Source organism: Protofrankia coriariae (assembly GCF_001017755.1).
GTDB lineage: Bacteria > Actinomycetota > Actinomycetes > Frankiales > Frankiaceae > Protofrankia > Protofrankia coriariae.
This window is the reverse complement of record NZ_JWIO01000043.1, coordinates 26,407-26,914: the sequence shown is the minus strand read 5'-3', so window position 1 is coordinate 26,914 and position 508 is coordinate 26,407. Positions and strand designations below refer to the sequence as shown.

1 protein-coding gene (cut by a window edge) is annotated in these 508 nt (G+C 73.6%); it reads left to right on the top strand.

All coding sequences use genetic code 11. The features are described 5' to 3' along the window. Nucleotides 1-26 precede the first annotated feature (26 nt). Nucleotides 27-508, top strand: the beginning of a protein-coding gene (locus FrCorBMG51_RS20275; RefSeq protein ID WP_476742217.1) for a tetratricopeptide repeat protein. It continues 526 nt past the right edge of the window; the window shows 482 of its 1,008 coding nt (coding positions 1-482); it begins with the start codon at nucleotides 27-29; its stop codon lies beyond the right edge, outside the window.

Sequence of the window (508 nt, the reverse complement as noted above, 5' to 3'; positions counted from 1 at the left end):
CCCCGCCGCGGGCGGAGGCGGTGGCGATGCTCACCGGCCGCTTCCCCGACCTGGACCCGGCGATCGCGGACCGGATCTGCGACCTGCTGGGGGATCTGCCGCTGGCGGTGGAGCAGGCCGCCGGCTACCTCGACCAGACCGGCATCCCCCCGGCCGACTACGCCGACCTGCTGGCCGACCGACTGGAGGACATGCTCACTCATGGGTCGGTGCCGGATCCGGTGGAGCGGGCGGAACGCACGGTCGCGACCCTGTGGAAACTGTCGATCGACAAGCTGCGGGAGACCCAGCCGGCGGCGGTGGGCCTGCCGGAGTTGTGGGTGTTCTGCGCCCCGGAGGCGATCCCGCTGGAGTTGCTCACCACCGCCCCGGACGCTCTCGGCCCCGGGCTGTTACGGGACGCGGCGGCTGACCGGCTGGTGTGGGCGGAGACGGTCGGGGCGCTGGGCGGCTACCACCTGGCTCGCCGCGACACCGACACGGTCGGTGTGCACCGGCTGGTCCAAGC